The organism is Paraburkholderia phosphatilytica (assembly GCF_003443895.1).
Taxonomy (GTDB): Bacteria; Pseudomonadota; Gammaproteobacteria; order Burkholderiales; family Burkholderiaceae; genus Paraburkholderia; species Paraburkholderia phosphatilytica.
Genome location: NZ_QQOA01000049.1, coordinates 1 through 25,092, shown reverse-complemented (window position 1 = coordinate 25,092; position 25,092 = coordinate 1). Strand labels below are relative to the sequence as shown.

At 64.8% G+C, this 25,092-nt stretch carries 23 protein-coding genes; 7 read left to right on the top strand and 16 right to left on the bottom strand.

The window, feature by feature from the left end:
• Positions 1-30: 30 nt before the first annotated feature.
• The 7 genes from DVS29_RS32165 to DVS29_RS32135 form a co-directional block, all read right to left on the bottom strand.
• Positions 31-2,829, bottom strand: coding sequence for an ATP-binding protein (locus DVS29_RS32165; protein ID WP_118184574.1), 2,799 nt, complete (start codon positions 2,827-2,829; stop codon positions 31-33).
• Entirely contained in the window at positions 2,826-3,962 is a 1,137-nt protein-coding gene (locus DVS29_RS32160) for a substrate-binding domain-containing protein (RefSeq protein WP_118184573.1), read from the bottom strand. The genes DVS29_RS32165 and DVS29_RS32160 overlap by 4 nt, the downstream gene beginning before the upstream one ends.
• Positions 3,963-4,197: 235 nt before the next feature.
• Positions 4,198-6,678 carry an MEDS domain-containing protein gene (locus DVS29_RS32155; RefSeq protein ID WP_164708040.1) on the bottom strand — a complete coding sequence of 827 codons (2,481 nt, stop codon included), beginning with the start codon at positions 6,676-6,678 and terminating at the stop codon, positions 4,198-4,200.
• Between the two features lie 135 nt (positions 6,679-6,813).
• The gene (locus DVS29_RS32150) at positions 6,814-7,854 is read right to left on the bottom strand and encodes a porin (RefSeq protein WP_240655917.1); all 1,041 of its coding nucleotides are present in this window, start codon (positions 7,852-7,854) and stop codon (positions 6,814-6,816) included.
• A gap of 121 nt (positions 7,855-7,975) precedes the next feature.
• On the bottom strand, positions 7,976-9,331 hold the full coding sequence (gene dctA / locus DVS29_RS32145) for a C4-dicarboxylate transporter DctA (RefSeq protein WP_118184570.1): 1,356 nt from the start codon (positions 9,329-9,331) through the stop codon (positions 7,976-7,978).
• 88 nt (positions 9,332-9,419) lie between these two features.
• Positions 9,420-10,337, bottom strand: a complete 918-nt coding sequence (locus DVS29_RS32140; RefSeq protein WP_118184569.1) for a substrate-binding domain-containing protein — start codon at positions 10,335-10,337, stop codon at positions 9,420-9,422.
• A 59-nt stretch (positions 10,338-10,396) separates the two neighbouring features.
• Complete coding sequence (locus tag DVS29_RS32135) at positions 10,397-11,248, bottom strand: amidohydrolase family protein (RefSeq protein ID WP_118184568.1); 852 nt, start codon at positions 11,246-11,248, stop codon at positions 10,397-10,399.
• A gap of 165 nt (positions 11,249-11,413) precedes the next feature.
• On the opposite strand from DVS29_RS32135, the gene DVS29_RS32130 reads away from it, so the two are divergent.
• Positions 11,414-12,649: a LysR family transcriptional regulator gene (locus DVS29_RS32130; protein WP_118184567.1), complete on the top strand. Its 1,236-nt coding sequence runs from the start codon at positions 11,414-11,416 to the stop codon at positions 12,647-12,649.
• Here DVS29_RS32130 and DVS29_RS32125 read toward each other — a convergent pair.
• The 4 genes from DVS29_RS32125 to DVS29_RS32110 form a co-directional block, all read right to left on the bottom strand.
• Positions 12,640-12,939, bottom strand: a complete 300-nt coding sequence (locus tag DVS29_RS32125; RefSeq protein WP_118184566.1) for a type II toxin-antitoxin system RelE/ParE family toxin — start codon at positions 12,937-12,939, stop codon at positions 12,640-12,642. The two genes, DVS29_RS32130 and DVS29_RS32125, sit on opposite strands and share 10 nt — an antisense overlap.
• A complete protein-coding gene (locus DVS29_RS32120; RefSeq protein WP_118184565.1) occupies positions 12,929-13,174 on the bottom strand; it encodes a type II toxin-antitoxin system ParD family antitoxin in 246 nt (81 codons plus the stop codon). Before DVS29_RS32120 ends, DVS29_RS32125 begins: the two co-directional genes overlap by 11 nt.
• A 98-nt stretch (positions 13,175-13,272) precedes the next feature.
• Positions 13,273-14,103 carry a class I SAM-dependent methyltransferase gene (locus DVS29_RS32115; RefSeq protein ID WP_118184564.1) on the bottom strand — a complete coding sequence of 277 codons (831 nt, stop codon included), beginning with the start codon at positions 14,101-14,103 and terminating at the stop codon, positions 13,273-13,275.
• A 501-nt stretch (positions 14,104-14,604) separates the two neighbouring features.
• Positions 14,605-15,897 carry an MFS transporter gene (locus tag DVS29_RS32110; protein WP_118184596.1) on the bottom strand — a complete coding sequence of 431 codons (1,293 nt, stop codon included), beginning with the start codon at positions 15,895-15,897 and terminating at the stop codon, positions 14,605-14,607.
• A 205-nt stretch (positions 15,898-16,102) separates the two neighbouring features.
• Here DVS29_RS32110 and DVS29_RS32105 point away from each other — a divergent pair, with 205 nt between their 5' ends.
• Positions 16,103-16,984, top strand: coding sequence for a LysR family transcriptional regulator (locus tag DVS29_RS32105; protein ID WP_240655921.1), 882 nt, complete (start codon positions 16,103-16,105; stop codon positions 16,982-16,984).
• Between the two features lie 547 nt (positions 16,985-17,531).
• Positions 17,532-18,056 (top strand): hypothetical protein, encoded by a 525-nt coding sequence (locus DVS29_RS32100; RefSeq protein WP_124800743.1) that lies wholly within the window; start codon positions 17,532-17,534, stop codon positions 18,054-18,056.
• A gap of 301 nt (positions 18,057-18,357) precedes the next feature.
• Here DVS29_RS32100 and DVS29_RS32095 read toward each other — a convergent pair whose 3' ends face one another.
• The 4 genes from DVS29_RS32095 to DVS29_RS32075 form a co-directional block, all read right to left on the bottom strand.
• Complete coding sequence (locus tag DVS29_RS32095) at positions 18,358-18,825, bottom strand: RES family NAD+ phosphorylase (RefSeq protein WP_118184561.1); 468 nt, start codon at positions 18,823-18,825, stop codon at positions 18,358-18,360.
• Positions 18,822-19,319, bottom strand: coding sequence for a type II RES/Xre toxin-antitoxin system antitoxin (gene parS, locus DVS29_RS32090; protein WP_164708039.1), 498 nt, complete (start codon positions 19,317-19,319; stop codon positions 18,822-18,824). Before parS ends, DVS29_RS32095 begins: the two co-directional genes overlap by 4 nt.
• Before the next feature lie 744 nt (positions 19,320-20,063).
• The gene (locus tag DVS29_RS32080) at positions 20,064-20,555 is read right to left on the bottom strand and encodes a GNAT family N-acetyltransferase (protein WP_118184559.1); all 492 of its coding nucleotides are present in this window, start codon (positions 20,553-20,555) and stop codon (positions 20,064-20,066) included.
• On the bottom strand, positions 20,552-20,809 hold the full coding sequence (locus DVS29_RS32075; RefSeq protein ID WP_240655915.1) for a type II toxin-antitoxin system TacA family antitoxin: 258 nt from the start codon (positions 20,807-20,809) through the stop codon (positions 20,552-20,554). The genes DVS29_RS32080 and DVS29_RS32075 overlap by 4 nt, the downstream gene beginning before the upstream one ends.
• A gap of 436 nt (positions 20,810-21,245) precedes the next feature.
• On the opposite strand from DVS29_RS32075, the gene DVS29_RS32070 reads away from it, so the two are divergent.
• The 3 genes from DVS29_RS32070 (at position 21,246) to DVS29_RS37080 (ending at position 22,194) form a co-directional block, all read left to right on the top strand.
• Entirely contained in the window at positions 21,246-21,500 is a 255-nt protein-coding gene (locus DVS29_RS32070; protein WP_118184557.1) for a BrnT family toxin, read from the top strand.
• Entirely contained in the window at positions 21,487-21,789 is a 303-nt protein-coding gene (locus DVS29_RS32065; RefSeq protein WP_118184556.1) for a BrnA antitoxin family protein, read from the top strand. The genes DVS29_RS32070 and DVS29_RS32065 overlap by 14 nt, the downstream gene beginning before the upstream one ends.
• Positions 21,790-21,870: 81 nt before the next feature.
• Positions 21,871-22,194: a hypothetical protein gene (locus DVS29_RS37080; RefSeq protein ID WP_124800742.1), complete on the top strand. Its 324-nt coding sequence runs from the start codon at positions 21,871-21,873 to the stop codon at positions 22,192-22,194.
• 136 nt (positions 22,195-22,330) lie between these two features.
• On the opposite strand, the gene DVS29_RS32060 is transcribed toward DVS29_RS37080, so the two are convergent.
• Positions 22,331-23,275, bottom strand: coding sequence for a LysR family transcriptional regulator (locus DVS29_RS32060; protein WP_118184555.1), 945 nt, complete (start codon positions 23,273-23,275; stop codon positions 22,331-22,333).
• A gap of 166 nt (positions 23,276-23,441) precedes the next feature.
• Here DVS29_RS32060 and DVS29_RS32055 point away from each other — a divergent pair, with 166 nt between their 5' ends.
• On the top strand, positions 23,442-24,659 hold the full coding sequence (locus DVS29_RS32055; RefSeq protein ID WP_118184554.1) for an FAD-dependent monooxygenase: 1,218 nt from the start codon (positions 23,442-23,444) through the stop codon (positions 24,657-24,659).
• Positions 24,660-25,092: the final 433 nt, after the last annotated feature.

The window sequence follows — 25,092 nt, the reverse complement described above, 5'->3', positions numbered from 1 at the left end:
AGTGCCGACTCAGTGCGACCCAGCGCCAGGTCAGGACGACACCCGCCGGGTCTCCCGATACGTCTCGACAAAGCTCAGGATCGCCTTCGACCGATACGCTTTCGCCAGTTGCCCGAGGTGATCGGCGAACGGTCGATAGCGCTCGTCGAGTTCGACGAGACGCAGCGCATGCTCCGCGATCGCCCGCATGTCGCCCAGCCGCGCGAGGTGGTGCAGCGTGTCGATCTCCTGCTGCGGCGGCGCGACCAGCGCGCCGGCCGAAGCATCGGCTGACGCACTGGACAGGCCCTCCGGCACGTCGTCGATCCACTCGATATCCAGCAGCGCCGCGACCTGCGACAACAGCTCGCGGAAGTCGACCGGCTTCGTGAGGAAAGCATTCGCACCGGCGGCGAGACTCTTCGCGGCATCGGATCCGGACGCACCCGCGGACACCGCAACGATCGGCAGGTCATGAAACGCCGGCATCGCGCGCAGGCGGCGCGTCGCTTCGAGTCCATCCATACCCGGCATTACGACATCCATCAGCACGAGCGCGGGCCGCAGCGCCAGCGCCTTCTCCAGCGCTTCCTCACCATCGCCGGCCTCCGCCATCTCGAAGCCCAGTTGCCCGAGCATGTCGACCGCTACCGCGCGGTTCTCCGCGACGTCGTCCACCACGAGGATGGTCCTGCGCGGCCCCGCGTAGCCAGCGATCGAAAGCTCAGGCGGCGCCTCGGCCCGAGGCGCCGCCACCACCGCCACGTCCAGCTCGAATGAAAACGTACTGCCGGCACCCCGTCGACTTTCGACGCGAATCTCGCCGCCCATCAGCCGCACGAGCTGCCGGCTGATCGCGAGACCCAACCCCGTGCCGCCGAAGCGGTGCCGCGTGTCGCTCGCCTGCTCGAACGGCTGGAAGATCGCCTCCAGCCGCGCCGCGTCGATGCCGATGCCGGTGTCCTGCACGTCGAATCGCAGCCGCCCCGACGGCGCGAAGCCGACGCAAAACCGCACGCTTCCCGCCTCGGTGAAACGGATCGCATTGGAGAGCAGATTGAGCAGCACCTGGCGCAGCCGCTTCTCGTCGACCCGCACGCCCGCCGGCAGACCGGGCGCCATCTCGCACGAAAACGCGAGCCCCTTTTCCGTCGCCTTCACGCGCATCGTCTCCGCGATGAAGTAGACGAAGCGTTCGAGCGGCACGTCGGACAGGTTGAGCTCCACCCGTCCCGCCTCGATCTTCGCCATGTCGAGAATGTCGTTGATCAGCGTGAGCAGATGATCGCCGCTGCGCTGGATCACCGTGAGCCCGTCCAGCTGTCGCTGATCGAGCTGCCGGTCGCGCTTCAGGATCTGCGCGTAGCCGAGAATGCCGTTCAGCGGCGTGCGCAGCTCGTGGCTCATATGCGCAAGGAAGTCGCTCTTCGCCTGGTTAGCCGCATCGGCGTGCTCCTTCGCAACGGCCAGCTCGGCGGTGCGCTCGCGGATCATGTCTTCGAGATGCTCGCGGTAGCGCCGCAGCTCTTCCTCGGCACGCTTGTGCTCGGTGATATCGCGCGAGATGCCGAGCAGGAACTGTGGCTTGCCGTGCGAATCGCAGATCGCCATCTTCATCGTGTGGACGACCCGCGGTCCGTAGCGCGTGTGAACCGGCTCCTCCGGCACGTCCGCCATCTGCCCCGACTCCAGCACGGCCCGATCCTTCTGCGCGAAGAAATCGGCTTCGTGCGCGGGGAACAGATCGTGAACGGATCGCCCGATGAGTTCTTCGCGGTGATAGCCGAGCAGCTGCTCCGCGGCCTTGTTGAAGCGGATGAAGCGCAGCGTGGCCGCATCCTTCACGAAGATCATGTCCGGGATGTTCTCGATGATGCTGTCGAGAAAATGCTCGCTCGCGCGCGCGGATTCTTCGGCATGCTGACGTTCGACGATCTCGGCGGCCTGCCCCGCCAGCGCCGTGCTGAGCTCCGCCGTGCGCTGCGCGACGCGCGCCTCGAGCCCGGCGTTGAGTTCCTTCAGCGCGTCCTCGGCCTGCCTGCGCTGGCGCCGGTCTTCGAGGAACTGCTCGACCGCGCGCGCCATGTCGGCGATCTCGTCGCCGCCGTGCACGGGCACGCCGCCCTCCGCCCCCGCAGCGTCGCCGTGCCGCAGCGCGTGGCTGACCCGCCGCAGCCGCGCCACCACATGACGGCCGAGAAACACGCGCGCAATCAGCCACGCGAGCAGCAGGCTCACGGCGACTTCGCTGGCGACCCAGCGACGCGTACGGTCGGAACTGTCGGCGAGTTCCTGCACGGCTTCGCGATACTCGCGCGTCAGGTAGTCCGACTGCTCACGCGCCGCAACCGCGAGCGCATCGGCCTGGCGGCGCAGATCGTCATCGAGCGTGGCGAGCGATGCACCGGGCCGCGATGGCCGCGTGTCCAGCGTGGTTTCGCGCACCTGCGCCTCGACGTTCACCGTATTGCGAAAGCGCTGACTCGATCGATGCAGCGCGAGCGCGTCCACACCGACGCCATCGCTCGCGGTCGCGGCAGCGAGACGGTCCACGAGGCGATCGAACGACGCCAGCTGTTCGATCACATGACCGTGCGTCTCGCGCACGGCGTCGACCGTATCGTCGCGGGAGAGCTGCAGCGCGAGGCGTTCGACTGTGAGCGTGTGCTGCACCAGGTCCTGCGCATCCGTGAGACGCGCGAGCCGCGCGTCGGCCAGCTGGCGGATCGCGTGCGCGGAGCCGGTCAGCGAGTAGAGCGTCGTGATCCCGACCACGACCACCAGTGCGCCGAGGCATGACACCACGAGTGCGAACTGCGCCGAAAGCGACTGTGGGAACGGTAGTTTCACGGGCGTTGCCAGATGCGCCGATAGATGTCGCGATAGCCGTTGGCGGGGTCGTAGCGCAGCTGCTCGCCGCCGTCCGTGCCGATGTTGTCCGCCGTCACGAGGTGCACCGGAAACGTGTAACCCGTGACGCCCTCGCCGGCGAAGAGCCGGTTCATCTCGTCGACCAGCTGCCAGCCCTGCAGGTTCAGCGGTTCGGCCACCGTGCCGGTCTGGAACGTGCCCGTCTGGATGCGCAGGAACGCGGACTCGCTGCCGTCGCCCGCCGACAGCATGCTCATCGCCGCGTCCGGCATGCCTGCCTGGGTCAGCACCGGCGCGGCATAGTCGAAGTAGATGTCGTTGATCGCGAGCGCGCAGGTCCAGCGCTTACCGTAGCGCGCGAGCAGCGCGCGTGTGATGTTCGGCATCTGCTCCTCGGCGCGCGAGATCGGCACGTCACGCACTTCGAGCAGCGTGCAACCGCTGCACGCGCGCACGACCGCCGCCATCGCGGCCGACTTGTCCTCCGCAATCCGGAAATTGGAATCGGTGAAGATGACGACGCCCGCGCGCCCGCCGGACTGCACGATGGCCGCGAGCGCCGTGACGCGCGCCACTTCGAGCGGATCCGTCGCGACGTTCATCGCGACTGGCGTGCCGGGCACCGGTCCGGCCTTCGCCGCGACGTGCCAGCCGACGACCGGAATGCCCTGGCTCGCGAACGGCTGCAAACCGGACAGCAATGCGTGCGCGTCGCCGCCGGCAATGATCAGGCCATCGGGGTGACTCGCGAGCGCATTCGCGAGCATCTTGAGCCGCAGGTCGGGCGTGCCGGTCGCGTCGAAAATCTTCACGCTCCAGCCGATCACCTTCGCCGCTTCCAGCACACCGTCGACGACGCCGAGAATGCCGCCATTGCGCAGATCTTCGGCGACGACCGCGACATGCCTGCCGGCGTGCGCGCGCGGTCCGGTGCGCGGGCCGTCCCAGGGCGCTGAGGGTTGCGACGCGGCATCGACGACGCGCCGTGCTTCGAGCAGATAGTCACGCGCGGCGACCGAGGGCCCGGGCGCGACGGCTGCCACCGATGCGCCCTGCGCCGTGGCGACCGATGCCAGACACGCGCATGCCCATGCCAGAAGCCAGCTCCTCATGCCGTTCCCCAGGGGTTCCACCGGAGCTGCGCTACTGCCTTCGAAGCCGTGTGCGAATGCCGCGCGCCGGTGACCTTACGAACCCGATACTACACCGCAATGTACGCCGCTCATGGCCCGGGAAAGCCCGCGCGGATGCGCGCCAGCGCACGCAATCTTCGCGGCCGGCGGAGTTCGGGACTGGTTTGGGACTGGGTCGGCGTACTTTCTTCAGACCTGTCGCGATGAACGCGCGTCAGGCGAGCGGGCCATAACGTCCATCGTGTCCGTTGTGTCCATTCAGTCCGTCATACCCGTCATGCCGGGACGACACGGCCAGGCGGGTCAGCAACGCGTGGATGTCGTCCGGCTGCACAGGCTTCGTCAGGTGATGCGCGATGCCGGCAGCGCTGCTTCGGGCCCGGTCCTCTTCCGCGCCCCACCCGCTCACGGCAACCAGATCGACCGCCTGCAGATGCCGTTGTGCACGGATCCGCTCCGCGAGCTCGAAGCCGTTCAGACGCGGCATGCCCAGATCGAGGAAGATCACTTCGGGCCGGAACCCGAGCGCGATGTCCAGCGCTTCGGTCGCCTCGGTGACGATGCGGACTTCGTAGCCGGTGCCTTCGAGCAGGAGTCCGAGCGACTCCGCCGCATCAACGTTGTCGTCGACGACGAGCACCCGCATGCGCGGCGCGATGGCAGCGCGCGCACTTTCCGGTTCGATGGCTGCGACAGCTGGCGGCGCCTCCGCCACGGGCAGGCGAATCACGAAGGTCGAGCCGCGGCCCGGACCCTCGCTGCGTGCTTCGATCGAGCCGCCATGCATGTCGACGAGCCGCCGCGCGAGCGACAGACCGAGCCCGAGACCACCCTGCGAGCGATCGATCGCATGCTCGACCTGCGCGAAGATGTCGAAGATTCCGGACAGCATGTTCGCCGGAATGCCGATGCCGGTATCCGTGATGCTGATCACCACGTCGTTGGCCACCCGCTCGGCGAGCAGATCGATGTTGCCGCCGTGCGGCGTGTATTTGGCGGCGTTGTTGAGCACGTTGCTCAACACCTGCGCGACGCGCGTCACGTCCGCGTCCAGCCAGATCTGCTGACCCGGCACCGAAATGTTGAGCCGGTGCGCGGCGGCTTCCAGCAAAGGCCGGCTGGTTTCGAACGCGCTGTCGATCACCGTCTGCAGCTTGACGCGCTCGCGCTTGAGCACCACGACGCCCCGGCTCACGCGCGACACATCGAGCAGGTCGTCGATCAGGCGCACCATGTGCATCAGCTGGCGCTCCATCATCGGCAGCACGCGCGACGTCAGCTCCGGCCTGCCGGCCTTGAGCACCGCGAGGCCGTTCTGGATCGGCGCGAGCGGATTGCGCAGCTCGTGCGCGAGCGTCGCGAGGAATTCGTCCTTGCGGCGATCGGCGTCGACGAGCTGCAGCGTATGCGCGCGCAGCGCCTCGGCCGCGGCGGTACGTTCGACCAGATCGGCGGCCTGGCGCGCGAGGATGTCGATCAGGCGCAGATCGCGCGCGGAAGGTTCGTGCGCTTCTTTCCAGTGCGTCGAGATCATCCCGAGCAGCGTGCCGTTTCGCGACACGAGCGGCGTCGTCTGGCACGAGCGGATGCCCGCGCTCCGAAACACCAACCGTTCTTCGGGTCCGACATACGGCGAGCGGTCGAGGTCCGTCGCGACGATCCGGCTGCGCTCGCGCAACGCGGCACCGCACGTCGTTTCGGAGGTCGCGCTGATCCAGTGCCAGTGGTCTGCCGCATCTGCGCTGAAGCCGCTGTGTCCCAGCAGTTCGAGCTCGTTCCGTTCGGGATGCAGGCGCTGCATGCTGGCGAAGTCGGACCGCATGATCTGCGCCGCGGCCTCGACCAGCCGGTCGTACAGCCCTTGCACCACGTCCTCGTCGATGAGCGTCGCGCTGATGTCGTGCAGCAGGCGCGCATCGGCAAGTTCCGCTTCGAGCTGCTGTTGACTCTCGGTGCGCAGGCGCAGCGCTTCCTCGAGTTCGCGCTTTTGCGATTCGAGTGTCGATAGCACGGCGCGCAGCTCGGCCGTTCGCAATGCGACACGCGCTTCCAGTTCGACATTCGCGTCGTGAAGTTCCTGTTTCGCGACTTTCAGCGCGGCGCTCTCGATGATTTCCCACTCGCCGTCACGACGCGCCAGCGCGAATTCGTGATTGCGCACCACGTCGAGCACATCGGCGCCGTTGATCGTGCCCAGCTGATAGCTGCACAATCCGAGCAGACGTCGCCCGGCAAAGGCCTGCGTCACCAGCGCTTCGAAACGCTCGAATTCAACCCACGCTTCGCGCGACCGGAGGAAGGTTACGTTGCCGCTGGCGCGCAGCCCTGTGTAGCCTTTCGCGAGCGCCGCTTCCTCGGCGCCGAGCCACGCCCGCAGCAGCGAATCCGTATCCTGGGCGCCGGTACGCACGTGCCATTCCGCGTGGTCGACGATCGTGATCTGGCCGCGCGCCAGATAGTCGTCGAGATCGGGCACGCGTTGCGCGAGCGCGGCCTTCGCATCGTTCGCGTCGAGCGGTTCGGACGTGATCCACAGACATTGCTCGTTGTTGCCAAGGCCCACCGCGAAGTACGGCACGAGTGTGTCGATCAGATCGTCGCGAGTCTCGTACAGATGGCAGAAGTGAGCGCCCCAGTGCAGCTGGCCACAGCATGAAAGTCCACTTGGGGCGTGGGTCGGGGCAATCTCGCTCATCGTCTGTTCCTCTGCGCCTCGAACCTCGCGCGCGAACACGGGAACAGGCATCCAGCATCGATTCCGGGATCCACGCAGCATACACGCAAACCCGGCGAAATCGGCGGGAGACGACGCCACTCAATAGGCGAGCAATCAGAAGAGGTGATCGATGCCGACGGTCACGGCGGTCTGGCTCGACGCGCCCGCCGTGTTCAACGTGCTCACCACCGCGTGCCGGTACGACATGTAGTCCATCTCGCCATACAGCACCGTGCGTTTCGACAGCGAATACGCGAGCGAGAGTACCGACATGCCGCGGCTCCCGGCCTTGTCCGTCGACACGTTGGTCTGGTAATAGGCGCCACGGAACGCGAGTGACGGCGTGACGCTCCACACGATGCCGCCGAAGCCGTTGTTCGTGACCGTATGTGGACCGACGCGGTTCTGCTGGTCCTCGGACATGAAGCCGCCCGAGAAGCGCACGGGTCCGAGCTGATAGCCGGCGCCGATCATGTAATAGGTGTCGCCGACATACGCGGTGCTAACGAGAAGATTACGATGTCCGTACAATCCGCCGATTGCGAAGGGACCGCTCGCGTAGCTGACGCCGACGGCGCGCGCCGCGCCGCTGCTGAAGTCGCCCGCCACGCCGCCGAACGAGTTGTCCGCCTCGAAGAGCACAGGGCCGAAGTTGTTCTTGTACTTCACGTCGTTGTTGTTACGCGTGCCGTCCGATGCATTGGTCAGCGGAATGATCGGCGTGAAGTGGAAACCGTACGGATCGTAGATGCTGATGAGGTCGTGTGCGATCGTATATTGACGGCCGAGATCGAGCGAGCCATAACGTTCGTTGCCGATGCCCACGAACGCCTGCCGGTTGAATTCCGTGCCGGTCGTGTTGTCGTACTGCCCATTGCCGAGATTGAAACCGCTCTCCAGCTGGAAGTGGGCGTTCCAGCCGTCGCCCAGATCCTCCTTGCCGAGAAATCCGAGCTTGTTCGAACTGAAGTAGCCGTTCGAATTCATCGTGACGACCGAGCCGCCGCCCGCGGCCGCATGGGTTTGATAGCGAACCCCGCCATCGACCGTGCCGTACAGCGTCACGCTCGACTGCGCGTGGGCCGGCGGTGCGACCAGCAGGCTCATGGACGTCGTCACGCCCAGTCCGACACGGCTCATCAGCTTTCTGTTCACGAAATGTCTCCTTTGGATTAGTTTTTGCGCGTACCGTGCGCGGTACACGATGCATTTTTTGATTCGTATAGCTAACTATTTATCATGGCCATTCCGCTATCGGGCCAGGAATGCTCAGGCATCAGCGCCCGGCCGATCCGTTCGGCGAGCGATCGAGCACGCCGACCGGCGCCTCCACGTCACGGAAACCGGTGGCCAGTTCGCGGCGCAGCGCGGTCCGGTTCAATGCCTTCTCCCAGTTCGCCACCACGATCGTGGCCACGCTGTTGCCGACGACATTCGTGAACACGAACGCGCTCGACAGCACCTTGTGGATGCCGAGAATCAGCGCGATCGATTCGACCGGGATCGTGTTCGACGCGGCGAGCGTCGCCGCGAGTACCGCGATCGCCGCACCCGACACGCCGGCCGCACCCTTCGACGTGAGCAGCAGCACCATCAGCAGCACCAGCTGGTCGTGCCAGCTCATCGGCGTGTTGGTGGCCTGCGCGAGAAACACCGCGGCCGCGGCGAAATACAGGCAGGTGCCGTCGTGATTGAACGTATAGGCCGTCGGCAATACGACACCCACGACGGACTTCTCGCAACCGAGCCGTTCGAGCTTGTCGATCAGCTGCGGAAACACAGTTTCCGACGAACTCGTGCCGAGCACCAGCAGCAGTTCGGCGCCGATATAGCGCATCAGGCGCGGCAGGCTGAAGCCGTTTGCCTTCGCGATCGGCCATAGCACGAACCCGATGAACAGCGCGCAGGTCAGATAGAACTCAACGATCAGTCTGCCGAGCGACAGCAGCGTGCCGAAGCCGAACTTGCTGACCGTGAACGCGATCGCACCGAACGCTGCGACCGGCGCGATCTTCATCGTCAAGCCGATGATCCAGAACAGCGCGCTGGAAACCGCATCGATCACGTCGAGCGCCGGACGCGCGCGCTCCCCGATCGCCGCGAGACCCAACGCGAACAGCACCGAAAAGAACAGCACCTGCAGCACGTCGCCGCTCGCGAACGCGCTCACGGCCGTATGCGGAATCACGTTCAGCAGGAATTCGCTGACCGTCACAGCGTGCTGCGCCTTCACGACATAGGCATCGACTGCCGCCGAATGCACGTGGTGCATGTCGACGTTCATGCCCATGCCCGGCTTCAGCACGTTGATCGCGACGAGTCCCAGCACGAGCGCGAGCGACGTCACCACTTCGAAGTAGAACAGCGCCTTGATCGCAACCCGGCCAACTTTCCTGAAGTCGTTCACGCCGGCAATTCCGCTGCAGACCGTGCAAAAGATGATCGGCCCGATCAGCATCTGGATGACGCGGATGAATGCGTCGCCGAGCGGTTGCAGGTTGATCGCGAAGTTCGGCAGCGCGTAGCCGGCGGCGACGCCGAGCACCATCCCCGCGAGCACCTGGAAGGACAGGTCCCGATAGAACGGCTGGCGCCTTCCGCGTTTCGGTGCGGTGTGGCTCGGCATGCTCATGATGTCTCCTTCGATGACTGCGGCGAATCGCTGTTCGCTCGATACGGATGCAGGATGCGGTGCGTTATCCGTCGTACGTTCTCAGTTCTCAATACGCGGCGTCGCCCAGCACGTCGACGCAATCGGCAAAGATTTCGTCGACGTCGAGCTTGCGGGGCAGCAACTGCTGGCGCTCGCAAAACGCCAGCGTTTCCGCGAGCGGTCCACGCAGCGCATCGATGCCGAAGGGCGCGCGATCAGGCTTGCCGGCATTGTCCGGTGCGTTGGCGGCAGCGGCATTGCCGCGGCACAGCAGGTCGTAGACTGCGCGCACCGCATGCGGATGCTGATCCGCCAGCGCCTTCGTCACGACGACCACATGGTTGAGCGGCACATAGCGATGCGCGGCGTACCAGGCGCGATCGGCCGCCGCCGCATTGTCGATCAGCGGCGCGAGCCCCGGTTCGTCCGGCAGGTCGTTGCCGAAGATGGCGGCGTCGAGTTCGCCGGCACGCAGCATCGGCAGCATCTGCTGGCCTGGTTCCGCGCGACGTACGAAAGAAGGATCGCGATATTCCTCGAGATGTCCGCCTTCGAACGTGATCCAGTCGACGCTGTCGAGCCGCATGCCCCAGCTTTCCGCGAGAATCGCGCGCACCCACATGCCGGTGGTCTGCGAGTATGTACGCACGCCAACCCGCTTGCCGGCAAGCTGGGCGACGTCAAACTTCGCACGCTGCGCGTTGTAGAGTATGCATCCTTGCTGGAAGCGCGACGCGACCACCACCGGCAGCAGCATCAGTGGCTTGCCGTAGGCCTTCGCCTGCAGAAACGTCACAATGGCCAGTTCGCTGACGTCGTACGCGTGCGAGCGCACCATCGGCGCGAACGCGCGATGGATCGGCTCGACGTTTTCGAACACGAGGTCGACGGCCGGGTCGGTCAGTTCACCCGCCTTCAGCGCGCGTGTGTGCGGATACGTCTTGAGTGCGACGCTCACGCGCAGCGGTGTCGGTATTGCGGTCATATCTGCGATCCTTTGCGTAATGCTTTGCCTATTGCCTTACGTATTGCCTTGCGTGCGCGTCAGGCCACGAGCGACGGATAGAGCCCGCGTGCGGTCCCGCCGAAAATGGCTTCGCGTGCATCAGCAGGAAGCATCGCGAGACTTTCACGTGCATCCGCCAGCAGTTGCGAAAGCGCGCCTTCGGCGGCCGGGAAATTGGATCCCCACGCGATGCGGCCGGCACCGAACGCATCGAGCACCCGCGGGAAAAACGCGGCCGGCGTCGATGCGCCTCGGGACGACTCCGCGATCGTGCGGTTGGTCAGCTTGAGGAAGACGCCCGGATGTGCGGCGAGACTGAAAAGCGGCGCCGCTGCTTCGTATGGCGGGCCGCCCGCAAGCTCTGGCCGCGCGAGATGATCGAGCAGCACGCGCACGGCGGGAAAGCGCGCGAGCATCTTCAGCAATGCCGGAATGCCGAGCGCGGTCATCTGCAGGCAGATCGGCACATCGTGCTGCTGCGCGTATTCCCAGACCGGAAACGATCGCTCGTCGTCAAGCCAGCCCGCCTGGCCAGGCATCGTGCTGCCCGTCGTGAATAGCCGCAGGCCGCCCAGTCCCGCATCGAGCCAGCGCTCGAGCTGCGCAACCGCATCGCTCGCCAGCACGTCGACCGAACACACGCCGGCAAAGCGGTCGCGATGCGCACGCACCGCGTCGACGACATAACTATTGTCGTTGCCATACACCGTCGATGCCTGCACGACCACCGCGCGATCGATGCAGGCTTCGTCCATTGCCGCCAGCAGCCCTTCGAAACTGACGGGCCGTTGCACCGACCATTCCGACTGGTGACCGCCGACGGGAGCCAGCGGATAGCGCTGCGGATCCGGGGAAATGGCGTGAGTGTGAGTGTCGATGACAACGGACATGAACGAACTCCTGGCTGAAAGATGGCTTGCTCGATGCACGTCACTGTAAGCTTGCCTGCGTCGAATCCCTTAATATGAACTTTGCTGCCGGACATAAATTCTGGTTAAGCCGAGGGTTCTCCCGTAGAATTTCGCCGCGCTTCTTCCACGAAATCAGGAGCCCGGATGGACGACGATCTGACGCGCCTGCGGCGCCTCTTTCTGTTCGACGCAGTTTGTGCCGCGGGCGGAATCGGCGCGGCGGCGTCCCAGGCGGGCCGCACCCAGCCCGCGGTGAGCCTCGCTATCGGGAAGCTCGAAGAGAGCTTCGGCGGCGCATTGTTCGTGCGCGGCTACGGCGGCAGCGAACTGACGCAGGAAGGTGCGATCCTGCAGCGCCGCGTGCGGCGCATGCTCGATCAGATGGAGCGCGCGGTCGCAGGTCTGCCCGGCTGCGAAGCGCTGTCTGCAGCGTCGATCGCCAAGGTCTGCCGGCATCTGACCGACACGCAGGTACGCTGTCACATCGCGATCGCACGATGCGGCTCGGCCGCGGAGGCGGCGCAGCAGCTCGACGTCTCGCAACCCGCCGTGCACCGCGCCGCGAGGCAGATCGAGCAGGCGGTTGGCGTGACGCTGTACCGGCGCCGCGTGCATAGCGTGTCGGCAAACGCCGCGGGCGTCGAGTTCGCACGCTGCCTGAGTCTCGCGCTGTACGAGATCGCCCAGGCTCGCGAAGACCTCGCATACGCGCGCGGGCAGATGACCGGCAAGGTCGCGATCGGCATTCTGCCGATGCTGCCGCCCCGGCTCGTCGCGCGTGCGATCCGCCGGCTGCTCGCGATCTACCCTGCCGCCAAGGTCACCGTCGACGAGGGTTCGCATGCACGCCTGCTGCGCGAACTACGCTTCGGCACGATCGACGTGCTGCTCGGTGCGCTGCGCGAGCCGCGCCTGTCGGAATCCGTGCAGGAGAGCGAACTGTTCGCCGATCCTTACGTGGTGGCGGTGAGAAAAGGACACCGGCTCGCGGGCCGGAAGAAGGTCAGCGCGCGCGACCTTGCCGCGTTCGACTGGGTCGTCCCGCAACGTGGCGTCCCGCGCCGCACGGTGATCGATGCGATTCTCGCGCGCCTGCCGAAGCAGCCACCGCTCGTGGTCGAAACCAGTTCGCTTGCGATGATGATGGCGATGCTCACGGAGAGCGACTGCATCACGCTGCAATCGCGCTCGCAGATCCGCGAGGCGTACCTCGGCAGCGAGATGGTCGCGCTGGAACTCGAAATCCCCGCGTCGGAACGCACCGTTGGCTACACGCTCCGCAGCGACTGGCTCGGCACGGCCATGCAGCAGTCGTTCATCGAGCAGTTGCGGCTGGAGTGCGGAGCGGACAGCCCGCGTGCGTCCGTCTCCTACAGATGACGTTCGATGTCCGTGCGCTGGTGAAGCACCCGGATGACATCCAGCGTATGCGGGGACTCCAGGTAGAAGACAACGTGCGAACCCACGCCGTAGCGGAAATAGCCGTCCCGCACGGTGCACGCGCGACCTGACTTCTTCCCGGCAGCCAGCGCTTCCATCGTCGCGACCAGATCGCGGTGATACGGGTCGGCCTGTTCGGGCGACCACTGCGCAGCGGAGTAACGCCAGATGTCTTCGAGATCGGTTCCGGCAAGCGGCGTCAGCCTGAGCGGCCGCCTGCTACTTGCCATGCGAGGTCCGCATGCGGGCGAGGAACGCTTCGCTATCGAACGGGGCTGGCGCACCCGATGCCTCGCCGGCCTTCAATGCTTCCTGCAGCGCGCGCACCTGCGTTTCATGCGATTCGAGCAGGCGCAGGCCGGCCCGCACGACATCGCTCGCCGAGCCATAGCGGCCCGAAGCGACCTGGGTGTCGACGAACCCGGCGAGGTGATCGCCGAGAGAAACGGACGTGTTGCGCGGCATCAGGCTCTCCTCTCGAACCCGCCCATCATCTACCAATTTTTGGTATAACGCCGGATTTTCAATGCTCCGCGCGACGCGCAACCCTACCGTTCCGCACTTCAGACCGCCGCATGAAGCACCGGCTTTCGCGCAACGAAATGCAGCCACCATGCGTCGCTCGACTGCGCATCGGCGGGTATCGGACGGCTGTCCGTGCTGCCGTACATGACCTCGAGTTCGAGCCCGAGCGCCGCGAGCGTCTGCCGTTCGTGCTGGATCGTCGTGTAGACGATCACAATGCCGAAGTTGTGCGCGGCCGCGGTGGCGAGCGAGTAACCGTCGAAGTCACGCGCGAGATGCGCGTGGCGCAGGTAGTTGATCGCGCCGGGCGGCAGACGTTTCAGCGAACGCAGCGTTCGCACGCCAAACCGCAGCGGGTTGAACGAAAACGCCGGCAGCAGGCGCGAAAGCGGCTCGCGAAAACCCGGGCCTTCGCGATTGTGCGACGAAAACAGGATCAGCCCGCCCGGACGCGCGACCCGCTTCATCTCGCGCAGGATGCTGATGCGACCGTCGTGATCGACGCAGTCGATGCCGTTCCAGCTGAACTGCACGAGCGCGTAGTGATCGGATGGAAGCGCAGACATGTCGCGCGCATCCATCACGCGCACGTCGATGTGCGGATAACGCGCGCGGCACAGCTCGACGAGCTTCGGCGTGTAATCGACCGCCGTGTAGTCGCTCGACAGCGCGGTCATCATCGGCACGGTACGGCCCGCGCCAACGCCGACATCAAGTAGCGGTTGCCGGCGGCAGTACGGCGCGCACCAATCCACCGCCGCCTGTTCTCCCGGGTCGCTCCAGCCTCGTGAGGTCGTGAACTCGCGTCTGGCATCGCGCGAGTTCCACGCATGCTGGTTGACATGATCCAGTTCATTGCTGAGGTTCATCGCACACTCTCTTGTTGTCCAGCCGCGTCTCGTATGTCGAACGTTCCACCCGCCGGCACCCCGTTGCCAGCGATCGCCGCCGCATGGCCGGTTTCCACAGCAACGTGCGCGACGTACGACGTTCTGACGGGTTCATTGGAACGCGCCGACATTGCGCGTTCGGTTCGTCGGACAACAAACGGGATAGCGTGTCACGCCTTGAATACCTCTATGTCCTGGATGCCTAAAAGACGAATTGCTTTCATCAGGAATGCAGATAATTGCACATCAGCCGTCAAACTTGATTCAGCTTCCTGACGTCTCGCTTTCTGTCGCGACAGCACCCGGGCTGGCATTGCGATACCACGTCGCCGTGCCGTCTTCGATACCGTTGCGCTACATCATTCACTTCGAATCGAACCTGTCTGTTTAATTATTCGATTCCGACATTTTCATTTCATCTGGAGCCTGTCGTTTACCCGGAATCGAGCCACTGGATGAAACCGGTCGAGGAGCATCCGTTCAGACGCGCGCAGCAATAGCCAGGTCCGTCGCCTGAGCGGCCGGACTGCAGAGCCGCACGGTCAGCGCCGCGAGCCCCATCGTGGTGGCGAGCACAGTTACCGCGGTCCAGCCCCATTGCGCGAGCAACACGCTGCCGGCGGCCGCGCCCGTCGCCATGCCGATGAACATGCCGACGAACAGCACCGCGTTGAGCCGGCTGCGGGCGACCGGATCGAGGCCGTAGATGATCGTTTGATGCGCGATCAGCATCGTCTGGAAACCGAGGTCGAAGCCGAGCGCACACACGGCGAGCAACGCCAGCTGCGCGTGCGGCGACAGCAGCGGCATGAAGCCCATCGCCGCGAAGGACAGTGTTGCGAGCGCCGCGCCGAGGCGCGTGACGAGTTCAGGGCCACGACGATCCGCGAGACGCCCCGCCAGCGGCGCGGCCAGTGCGCCCGCTGCACCGGCGAGACCGAACGCGCCCGCCGCCGCGCTGCCGAGGTGAAACGGTGCGCCGCGCAGCATCATCGCGAGTGTCGACCAGAACGCGCTGAAGCCGATCGCAAGCAGCCCCTGCGCGAGCGCCGCACGGCGCAGCGCGCGATGTCCGCGCCACAGCTGCGCGAGCGAAGCGAGCAGCGCGCCGTACGGCAGCGTCGTGGTCGGTGCGAAGCGCGGCAGGCCGCGCCAGGACGCCACGCCGATCGCCGCGACGCTTGCCGCCGCGAGCCCGAAGGTCGCGCGCCAGCCGAGTTCGCCCGCCACGCAGCCGCTCACGACGCGCGACAGCAGAATCCCCAGCAGCAATCCTGTCATCACAGTGCCGACCACCTTGCCGCGATGCGCCTGCGGCGCGAGCATGGCGGCGGCCGGCACGATGTCCTGCGCAAGCGTCGCCGCGATGCCAGTCGCAAGACTGGCGACAAGCAGCAGCCCAATCGACGGTGACAGCGCTGCCAGCAGCAATGCCGCCACAAGCGACGCAGCCTTGACGAGAATCACGCGACGACGGTCGAAGCGGTCGCCGAGCGGCGCGAGGAACAGGATGCCAACCGCATAGCCGAGCTGCGTCAGCGTGGGCACGAGTCCGACGATCCGCGCCGAGGCGCCGGTGTCGGCGCCCAGCACGCCGAGCATCGGCTGGCTGTAGTAGAGCGGCGCGACGCCAAGGCCCGCGCCCGCCGCCAGCAGCAGCACCAGCCGCGGCGTGAGCAGCGCGCTGCCGCCCGCGGCTGGTTCGGTGGAAGCAGCAGGAAGCGCGACCGGTTCGCAGACCGGTTCGCAGGCTTCAACGCCAGTGTCATGCATCGTGGACATTCAAGGTACCTCGCATTCGAACAATGAAGGCGAGTGTGCTTCGTCGCACCACTTCACGGTAGTACCACTGGCCGCAGATTTGTTATACGCTCAGCGCATGATCACTTCACGCCCTGCCCCGTCGAAGCACGGCCGCACCGCGAGCGCGACGCCGCGCGGCGCCAGTCTTGCCGCTGCAGGCGATCGCCTGCAACTGATGGAAACGTTCGTGCGCATCGTGGAGGCCGGCAGCCTGTCCGCCGCGGCCTCGCAGCTGAACGCAACCCAGCCCACCGTCAGCCGGCGCCTGCAGACGCTCGAGCAATCGCTCGGCGTGCGGCTGCTGCAGCGTTCCACCCATGCGATGCGTCTCACCGTGGATGGCGAGCGCTGCTTCAGCCGCGCGAAGGAACTGCTCGCGAGCTGGGCGGCATTCGAGGCGGACCTGCGCGGCGCACAGGAAGAGCCGGAAGGCCGGCTGCGGATTGCGGCACCGCACGCGTTTGGTCAGGAGAAGTTTGTCGGGCCGCTCGCGGACTTTCTGCGACGCTATCCGCGCGTCACCGTCGAGTGGCTGCTGCAGGACGAGGTGCGCGACTTCATCGGTGCCGGCATCGACTGCGCAATCCAGGCGGGCGAGCCGACCGACCCGGCAGTGGTCGCGATCAGGCTGTCGGCCATCCCGCGCATCGTCGTCGCGGCGCCGTCGGTGCTCGAAGGTGCGCCGCCGCCCGAGCATCCGTCCGGGCTGGCTGCGCTGCCGTGGCTCGCGTTGCGCACCTATTACCGCAACGAGGTGCGCCTCACGCACGACACGACCGGCGAAACCGTGAGCTTTCCGATCCGCCCGCGCATCAGCACCGAGAACCTGTACGCGCTACGCAGCGCGGCGCTGCTGGGGCTCGGCGTGGGAATCGGTTCGGCATGGCTGCTCACGGACGCGATCGAGAACGGCGAGCTGATCCAGCTTGCACCACGCTGGCAGGCTGCACCGTTGCCGATCTATCTGACCTATCCGCATGCGCAGTTTTATCCATCGCGACTGGTACGTTTTGTAGAAATGATGCGCGAGGTCGTCCCGACGATTGTCGGACGATAGTCGCGCCGTTGAGCGCGGGGCCTGTCGCGACGCGGCTTTCACGGCACCTCGCGCGACCGGTGCGGACGGTCGGCCGGAAGACCGCTGCGCCCGCAACAGAAGGCCCGCAATTTGCTGCATGAAAGCGCCGTCGTGCAGTCGCCGGGACGCAGCGGTCGCACAAGACGCCGCCCACACCGGACGACGATGTTCGCGACGGCACATGGATCTGACTGGCGCTCCATCATTTGCGGCAACGAATACCCGACGGCTCACTTTTTTGCGCACGCGTCATTCGCTGGTTGTGCAGACCAGCCTCATGCGCGGCACCGCAGGCGTGACCCCTCGTACGCAGCACGCCTGCAACTCCAGACGATCCCCCGTTGCTCCCGCCGGTGTCCTCGCGGCATCCCTGCGCGGCGCGAACATTGCGCCATGCGGGATGTCACGTTGCCGGCTGGAGCAGATGAATTGCTTTACCATCGCACACTGCGACGCGGTCGCGGCTGTCACGGGCCGCGATGTATCGTCAATGTAACTCGCGCAGATGATCAGGCAGGAGGCGCGCGTGACCGACACCAATGAATCGTGGGAGCCCGCTCTGGAAACGGCGTTGACACCCGAACCGCTCGACGGTGCCCTGGCAGGCGCACCGCACTTTGAATCCGCGCGGCTGCTGCGCTGGTCGTTATGGATTGCCGCCGCAATCGTGGCGATTTCCGGCGCCTCGCTGTATGCCGGCTGGTGGTTTCACCGCGATGCGAACCGGAATTCCCCTTTTCCGATCCGACCCGATGTAACGGCGGCGCTGGCCGAGCTGAGCGCGCGCATTGCGGCAATTCCGGAAGCACCGCCCGCAACTCCGGATGACACACAGCAGGCCTCGTCCACGTCTGCGGCCAACGGAAAAGCGACGAACGGAGATCATCGCACCGAGCATGGCAGGCAGGGCACAAACAGCGAACACGCGGCGACCGACCATCCGCCCCAGCACAGGATGTCGCTCTGGGCGAAGCTGGGCTACTTTTTCCACCATCCACAGGAGCGGCATGACCGGTCGCGACGCTACCCCGACCTGTACCAGAAACCCTGAGCTGCTTCGCATATCCCGGCCATCACCATTCACTACTGCAGGACCTGACCGCACTGCGCCGCTCTTCTGCCGGCACTGGTATCAACACACAGCTGTTGCCTGAGTTCGCCGCTTTGCCGGCAATACAAACCGCATGATGACCCGGGCCTTTTCATCTGGAGGCCCGGCGGCTGTTCACGATCCTCGTCCCACGAACTGCGGCGACGGTTCTTTGGCCGGCTTTCGCCCTTGGCTTCTCATAGAGGGCGACATACAACCGGAATATCTGACCGCCCTCGTTTCGAGTGACACTCGCGTACGTTCAGCGGAAGAGCCTCGCGTCCAGCACGAACGCTTCCTGCCGGGTCACCTTCAGGCTCCGAAAATCCCCGTGAAGAGGATTGAGAATCACGTTCCAGTCTGCGGGGCACACTACCGACGGGACCTTCATCGCGAGCGACCTGCCTTCCGCCAGCCACGCCCGGCCGATCTCTACGGTCGATGCCGGTGCCGCCAGCGCCGCCCAGTCCTGCGGCAGCTCCGGCTGATATCCCCGCGCGATCAGCTCGTCGGGTACGCTCACCTCGATCAGGAAAAGGTTCCCGGCCGGAATGATCCCCGACGCGTGCACGCGCAACTCGAGCACGGCGGTTGACGGACTCACGCAGGTGTAGAGCGCGCGCATGCCTGGCGGATTCCAGCGACCGCCCGCGATCGCCGCACCGTTGCCGCTCAGGTCGTCCGCCCGATACTTGCCCGGACGGTCCTTCGCGAGCCTGTAGAGCTTCATACACCGATACCGAACTCGATCCGATGCAGGATGCGCTGCACCTCGTCGTAGCCGGTCTGGGTGTCGAGCATTGCCACCGGCATCTCGTCATCGAGCTCGGCGTGCGGAGTCTGCATCCATTGTGCAGCCAGGTCGCGGCTCTCGAATACGTCGGTCGCATGTGCGTGGATCAGGATGACCCTCGAGACGCGGTCTGATTCGCCGCTGCTCAGGCGATCGCCGGCCGCGAGCTTCCGGGTTAGCGTACTCGACGGAATGCGAAGGCTGGCCAGCAACGACTGCACGCTCGTGTTCAGGATCGCCGCCGCAACACGCCCAACGATCTGGGCGTCGAGGCCAAGCCGGATCTCCCGGCTCTGGGCAATCGGGCCGAGCCTCACAAAGTCGGCGAATTCCGCCAAGCCCGCTTCCGCGGCTGGCGCGCCTGACATCGCTGCAGCGGCCCGGGCACGCCCGCGCACCGGCTTCTGATCCGACGAAGAAATCGCAGCCATCGCAACATCCCAAAATGAGCATTTGAACCAAACCATTGTAGCAAATTGCTCAATTGACGTCAAACCAATGCCCAGTCGGTCAAATTCTCGCTGATGTCGCCTGATGGTGCCCTGCGTGTGTCGAGATCAAGTTCGCCTGGAAGCGAGTTATATGCAGCGTGAGCGCTCGTGCGATATCGCGCTCCTGCGTGCTTTCGGGTAGGCCGAGGAAATCACAGATATATGGGTCTTTCAGCGCGTCTCTGGCAAGATGGAGAACAGCCGAAGTGCGTCTGCTCGTGGCAAAACGGCAGGGACATCGCCGGCCAGCCCGTAGACCTCGATCCCGCTCAAGAGACCACCGCTCTCGAATATAAATATTCCCGCTGCCTTCTCGTCCGGGCCGAATATGAAGTTGCCAAGGATGTGTACGCACCGGCGGTGCAGGTTCGTGGCCATTGATCTGGAAATTGATGAACCCACAGCCACAAGGACATCGCCATGGCATCACCTCAGCGGCCGCGAGCTGCCCGACAAACTCGCGCGCGCCCGGTGCGCGGTGCTCCAACATCCAAGGCGCGAGCGACATCTCCGATTCAGGCGGTGAGCGGTTTGGTTCGAGAATATCCATTGATGGAAGCACTGGTTTCCCGAGATTGTTAGCGATCCTCGAGCTGCGGTCGAGCGTCCGCTTGTGGCCGACCTCTGACCGATCAGGTCGCCGAATGGTCATCCAGAGCCCCAAGAGGCATGTGTCGCGTTGGATCAGAGCGCGGCCTTCAGGTCCGCCAGCGTCATCATGACCGTCATCGGTGCAAGCGGCGAGACCTCGAAGCCCAGCGCGAGATAGAAGCGGTGCGCGTCCTGGTTGAGCGCGTGCGCGATGACGCCGCGAATCCCTATTACGTCTGCTGCCTGCGCGATGCGAGCGCCGGCATCGCGCATCAGTGCCCGAGCCACGCCTTTACCCTGCCAAGCGCGATCGACGGCCAACCGTGCGAGCACGACCACGGGGATAGGATCAGGCATGTTGCGGCGGAAACGACCTGGCGCCGCGTCTACATCGACAGCGCCCGAAGCGAGCGCGTAGTAGGCGATCACTCCCGCATCGTCGCAGACGACGAAGGTACGCGTGGCGCCGCTCGCTTGGTTCTTGAGCGCGCGGCGCCTCAGCCATTCGTCGAGGCTCGTTTCCCCCGACTCAAAAGTTTTGAGCACATGGTGGCTATGGAGGGGCTCTGGTGCGCGCAGCGTCATGCCGCTCCGCTGGGAGCGTCCCAGGGTGCGGGTGTGCGCATGGTGCGTTTGAGGCGCTCATTCGGCGCAGGCGCAGCGTCGAGGCGCGCCATGAACTCGGCGAAGACCTCGGGTGTCGCACGGACGAGCGCGGTCTCAACAAGCGTTTCCTCAGCTGCGGCGCGCGCTGCCGCGAGAATGAAGTCGGTGCGCGTCTGGCCCCGAGCAGCAGCGGCCCGGTCGATCAGATTGCGCTCGTCGGACGTGATTCGCATGTTGAGCGCCTCGCGCCTTGGAGCGACGGCGTGCGGGGTAGGCATACAGGCCTCCCTGAAAAGCTGGAGAAGGCTAGAGTATATCAGAATCGTAATGACTTCGTCATTACAGCAAGATGACGATGCTGCCGCCTGGCCATCGCACTGTTGATACGGCTGAAAATAAGGGGGAGCCCGGCCCGACGCCACACCCTCTCGCGGGCTCCCGCGGCACGACGACACCCAAGCGACAAGTTCCGACCCGGAGCAGACGGCTACCTTCGTGCGAAGTGTGTGGCCGATCCCATCTTCATCCCGGTCATTCAGGTCTGTGCCCGCCGCTGGCCGCTCGCGGAGTATGCACTCACGAAACAATGTGCAATGATTTTTTGGCGTTACAGAAAGTCATTGCACCCCATGCTTTTCGACACTACAATAAGTGGAATGAAAATCACATTTGACCCGGGCGAAAGACGCCTCGAACCAGGCAAAGCACGGCGTATCGCTCGCCGAGGCCGCGCGGCTCGACTGGGACGGAATGCTTGTAGTGCTGGACACCCGGCACGACTACAGTGAGGATCGGTACAGGGGCATTGCACTGTTAGGCTGGCGGCTGTACAGCGTGGTTTTCACGCCCCGCGACGAGACCATGCGCATCATCAGCCTGCGCAAGGCGAGCAACATGGAGATTGACGCATATGAGCAAGACTAAGCTGATCCGCAACACCGCCACCACGGAGGCAGCAATCCAGCGTGGCATCGCAGCGGATCCGGATAACCCGGAATGGACCGCCAATGATTTCGCGAAAGCGCGCCCGTTCGTGGAAGTCATGCAGAAGCGCATGGGTCGGCCGCCGAAGGAGAACCCGAAAGAACAGCTGACGATGCGATATGACGCAGAAGTTCTGGAGGCATTTCGAGCGACTGGCGCGGGCTGGCAGACGCGCATGAATGACGCGCTCAAGACCTACCTGAAAGAGCACCCACTGAAGGTGGCATGAGCAGTCATGGCTTGGAAGCGGCCGCTTTCAGACCGTGACCGGCTCTCGAGCACGGCGGGGCAAGTCGGGCGGTGAAAGTGGATGCAACAAACCTCGATGCGAGAGCAAGCCATGATGCCCCAGGTGTCCCCGGACTGGAAGACCTGCCTGTGGGCTCTCGCGACACCAACCAATGCGATCTTCGGCCTGCTCTTCATATTCTTCCAGATCAGAAGGGCAAAGGACAAACAAGAGATTGCTGAAATTTCTGAATGGGTGAATTCCGCCTGGAAGCGGACCTTCAGCCGACGTCCCGCACTGTCCGATGAACGACCGCTGCTGGCCGCACTGTGCCCCCGCGGCCGCATGCGACGATCACCTCGGCAGCGCGTCTCATGCAAGAGGCATAACCCGACCCACAGCTGATGGTCTACACCGCAGGCCGTCAACGGCCGCTTGCCGGGTGCAGCTGACCTTGGAATGTACCTTGACGACGTCTGCAAGCGACCCTCATGCCATGTGCCTTTGTATGCTCGCTTCCTCAAATTTGACCGCTCAGCGTCTAGCTTTTCCGCACGATCTTCTTTCCTTGCGTCTTTTTCGCCGATTCTGCGAACAGATCGATCACCATCTCGCGCAGCCATCGATTGCCTTCGTCCTGTTGAACTCGCGCATGCCAGAGCAAATGGATCGGCGCAGCGGGTAACGTCAAAGGCAATGCGCGCAGGCTGAGGGAGAACGGCGCAGCCAGTTGGAGAGCCAGTTGCTCCGGCACCGTGGCGATCAGGTCGGTGCGTTGCAGGATGTAGCCGACGCTCATGAAGTGCGGGACCGTCAATCGCACCCGGCGGTGCACGCGGCGCTGTTTCAGCCAGTCGTCCACTCGACCGTGCCCGGTGCCGGCGGACACCACCACCAGATGCTCCGCCTCGCTCCACGCGGCGAGCGTGAGCGGCGCGTCTTCGAGCGCGTGGCCGCGCCTGAACAGGCAGACATACCGCTGATCGAACAGGCGGCGCTGATAAAACCCACCCTTGAGTTGCGGCAAAAGCCCGATGGCGAGATCGACCCTGCCTTCGGCCATCTCGTGTCGCAGATCGATGCTCGTGTCGCGAACCGTGTTGAGCGCGATGCCTGGCGCCTCGCGTGACAGCCGTTCGACGAGCGCAGGCAGAAAGACGACCTCGCCGATATCGGTCATGCCGATGGTAATCGTGCGCGTGACGCGCAGCGGATCGAAACCCGTCTCGGGATGGAGCGCGGCGTGCAGAATCGCGAGCGCCTGACCGACCGGCTCCGCGAGGCTCAAGGCGAAGGGCGTGGGCACGACGCCGCCCGGCCCGCGGACGAACAACGGATCACCGAGCCGCCGACGCAACTTGGCGAGCGCGTTGCTCACGCCCGGCTGACTCATGTTCATCTGCTCGGCAACGGTCGACACGCGCCGCTCCCGCATCAATCGATGAAAAAGCAGCAGCAGATTGAGATCGATATCGCTCAGGTTCATGGCGCGGATCTCTAAGCTTCATTGATTTCAGTGATGTCGTGGATTCACGCCATTTTATTGTGAAATGCGCGGCCAATACCGAGAATTCAGACACCCCGCACGCAATCGGCCTTGGCCAGGCGGAAATGCGGTGCCGGATACACAGTCTGAACACTGGAGACGCCTCATGGAACGAATGGATCTGAACATCGCAATCATCGGTGCCGGCATCGGCGGCCTGACGCTCGCGCTCGCGCTGCGAGAACGTGGAATCGACGCGCAACTCTACGAGCAGACCGACGAGCTTCGCGAGGTCGGCGCGGCCGTCGCGCTCTCGGCAAATGCGACGCGGTTTTACGAGCACATGGGACTCCGCGCAGCGTTTGATGCGGTGTGCGCCGAGATCCCCGCGTTGATCTATCGCGATGGGCGCAGCGGCGAAGTGATCGGCCGGCATCACGGCGAACCGAGCTATCGCGAGCAGTTCGGAGGATCGTACTGGGGCGTGCATCGCGCGGATCTGCAGGCCGTGCTGTCGAAGGCGGTCGGCCTCGAGCACATTAATCTCGGCCACCGGCTGACCGATATCGTGCAGCATCCGGATCGTGTGAGCCTGAGTTTCGCCAACGGCCGGCGCATCGACGCCGATCTGGTGATTGGCGCGGACGGGGCCCGCTCGATTACGCGTCGCTGGATGCTCGGCTACGACGACGCGCTATATTCCGGCTGCTCGGGTTTTCGCGGCTTGGTGCCGGCCGAACGCATGCATCTGCTGCCCGATCCCGAGGCGATTCAGTTCTGGGTCGGCCCGCAGGGCCACCTGCTGCATTATCCGATCGGCGACAACGGCGACCAGAACTTCCTGCTCGTCGAGCGTCATCCGTCGCCGTGGGCGTCTCGTGACTGGGTCACGCCTGCGAGCGAGGGCGAGCAGTTGCGTCTGATCAAGGACTGGCATCCGGCGGTTGTGCAGATGATCTCGGCGGTGCCGATCAGCCAGCGCTGGGGCTTGTTCCATCGTCCGCCGCTCGGGCGCTGGAGCAAGGGCCGCGTGACGCTCATCGGCGATGCCGCGCACGCGCTCGTGCCGCATCACGGTCAGGGCGCCAATCAGTCGATCGAAGACGCCGTGGTGCTGGCCGCTCAATTGGCCAAAGCGGGCCCGGGTCGCTGGCGTGATGCACAGGAGGCTTATGAGCGCTTGCGTCGGGGCCGCACGCGCAAGGTGCAGTACGCGTCGATATCGACGGCGGATGTGCTGCATCTGCCGGACGGACCTGAAGCACAGGCGCGCAACGCCCGGCTGCAATCACGCGAAAGCCTGCTTCATCATCTGGACTGGATTCACGATTTCGACGCCCTGGAACGAGAGCCGACCGAACGTCAGGGTGGTACCTGGCTCTGAACAGCGCTTAGCGGACATCCGTTCTTGCTCGAATCCAGTCAGCTTCGGTCAATCGCGCAAGTGGCGGTTAGGCAGCGTCGTTCTCTCAGTCCGAGAACGACGACCGCGGAAGCCAGGCTTGCATCGATGCCGATTGCCGTTCAAGCAAGCCCGGTCGCATATCCCTCCTTGGCGATCACTTCGCCACACGTTTTCAAGAAGGTTGCAGCGCCCCGCATTTGCGTCAGTTAGCGGCGACGCCCTCCTGGACGCAGTTCAACGCGCCCTTTCACGCCGGTTGGATACACGGTCCGCGCGAATGGATGCGGCGAAGGCAATAGGTAAGTGACGGTCAGCTTATTGAGACTTACGTAAGTCATGACATCACCACAGCTCGGCTTGTTTCCAACATGCGACGATGATCGATTTGCGCTTCTGGCCGCTCTTGAGCTTA

Coding starts and splice junctions, on each gene's coding strand:
- DVS29_RS32160 (WP_118184573.1), bottom strand. CDS start 3,962: ATGAGGAGCTGGCTTCTGGCATGGGCATGCGCGTGTCTGGCATCGGTC.
- DVS29_RS32155 (WP_164708040.1), bottom strand. CDS start 6,678: ATGAGCGAGATTGCCCCGACCCACGCCCCAAGTGGACTTTCATGCTGT.
- dctA (WP_118184570.1), bottom strand. CDS start 9,331: ATGAGCATGCCGAGCCACACCGCACCGAAACGCGGAAGGCGCCAGCCG.
- DVS29_RS32140 (WP_118184569.1), bottom strand. CDS start 10,337: ATGACCGCAATACCGACACCGCTGCGCGTGAGCGTCGCACTCAAGACG.
- DVS29_RS32135 (WP_118184568.1), bottom strand. CDS start 11,248: ATGTCCGTTGTCATCGACACTCACACTCACGCCATTTCCCCGGATCCG.
- DVS29_RS32130 (WP_118184567.1), top strand. CDS start 11,414: ATGGACGACGATCTGACGCGCCTGCGGCGCCTCTTTCTGTTCGACGCA.
- DVS29_RS32125 (WP_118184566.1), bottom strand. CDS start 12,939: ATGGCAAGTAGCAGGCGGCCGCTCAGGCTGACGCCGCTTGCCGGAACC.
- DVS29_RS32120 (WP_118184565.1), bottom strand. CDS start 13,174: ATGCCGCGCAACACGTCCGTTTCTCTCGGCGATCACCTCGCCGGGTTC.
- DVS29_RS32115 (WP_118184564.1), bottom strand. CDS start 14,103: ATGAACCTCAGCAATGAACTGGATCATGTCAACCAGCATGCGTGGAAC.
- DVS29_RS32110 (WP_118184596.1), bottom strand. CDS start 15,897: ATGCATGACACTGGCGTTGAAGCCTGCGAACCGGTCTGCGAACCGGTC.
- DVS29_RS32105 (WP_240655921.1), top strand. CDS start 16,103: ATGGAAACGTTCGTGCGCATCGTGGAGGCCGGCAGCCTGTCCGCCGCG.
- DVS29_RS32095 (WP_118184561.1), bottom strand. CDS start 18,825: ATGAAGCTCTACAGGCTCGCGAAGGACCGTCCGGGCAAGTATCGGGCG.
- parS (WP_164708039.1), bottom strand. CDS start 19,319: ATGGCTGCGATTTCTTCGTCGGATCAGAAGCCGGTGCGCGGGCGTGCC.
- DVS29_RS32080 (WP_118184559.1), bottom strand. CDS start 20,555: ATGACGCTGCGCGCACCAGAGCCCCTCCATAGCCACCATGTGCTCAAA.
- DVS29_RS32075 (WP_240655915.1), bottom strand. CDS start 20,809: ATGCGAATCACGTCCGACGAGCGCAATCTGATCGACCGGGCCGCTGCT.
- DVS29_RS32065 (WP_118184556.1), top strand. CDS start 21,487: ATGAGCAAGACTAAGCTGATCCGCAACACCGCCACCACGGAGGCAGCA.
- DVS29_RS37080 (WP_124800742.1), top strand. CDS start 21,871: ATGCAACAAACCTCGATGCGAGAGCAAGCCATGATGCCCCAGGTGTCC.
- DVS29_RS32060 (WP_118184555.1), bottom strand. CDS start 23,275: ATGAACCTGAGCGATATCGATCTCAATCTGCTGCTGCTTTTTCATCGA.
- DVS29_RS32055 (WP_118184554.1), top strand. CDS start 23,442: ATGGAACGAATGGATCTGAACATCGCAATCATCGGTGCCGGCATCGGC.